The following is a 790-nucleotide window of genomic DNA, read 5'->3' as shown; positions in this document are numbered from 1 at the left end:
TATAAGGACGTTCTTGGCATCTGGATCGGAGAAAACGAGTCAGCCAAGTTCTGGCTACATGTGTTGACGGATCTGAAAAATCGTGGCGTTCAGGACATTTTGATTATCTGTGTAGACAATTTAAAAGGCTTCAGCGAAGCCATTGCAGCCAGCTATCCGCAAACGGAGGTTCAAAAATGTATCATCCACCAGATCCGCAATTCCATCAAATATGTGTCGTACAAGGATTTGAAGAAGATTACTACGGCCTTGCGTCCGATCTATACGGCCCCAACGGAAGAGGCGGCTCTCCTGGAATTGGATCAATTTGAGGAGACCTGGGGAAAACAGTATCCCCTGATTGTCCGGTCGTGGCGGAGTAACTGGGATGAACTGGCGACCTTTTTCAAGTACTCCCCTGAGTTGCGCAAGCTCATCTATACAACGAATATGATCGAAAGCTACCATCGACAACTCCGGAAGGTGACAAAGGGAAAAAGTATCTTTCCGACGGATGAATCGCTACTCAAAATGCTATATTTGGCGACGATGGATGTCATTCGGAAGTGGACAGGGCGGGTCCAAAATTGGGGGCAAATCCTTCTCCAGTTGACTGTACATTTCCCAGAACGGGTACAGATTCGATGAAGGGCTTTACATGGAGGGGCGGGCATGATAGGCTACTTTGCCTTGCGATGGTGTGAACTTCTCCATCGCCCAATCGCAAGAACTCATGCCCGCCAGTGGCTCCATGTCAAGCCCGACATATGAAGCATCGTTTTCACGTTTACACAAAAATCTTGACAGACTC

Annotated in this window: 1 protein-coding gene; it reads left to right on the top strand. The window is 48.0% G+C overall.

Annotated features, from left to right (window positions below; all coding sequences use genetic code 11):
* A partial coding sequence (locus tag AC3WQH_RS25500; protein ID WP_492332331.1) for an IS256 family transposase occupies positions 1-627 on the top strand: 627 nt, incomplete at its 5' end.
* Between the last annotated feature and the right edge of the window lie 163 nt (positions 628-790).

This window comes from Brevibacillus sp. FW301-21C12A, assembly GCF_058788915.1.
The sequence above is the reverse complement of the archived record's forward strand: the minus strand, read 5'-3'. Positions and strand labels throughout refer to the sequence as shown.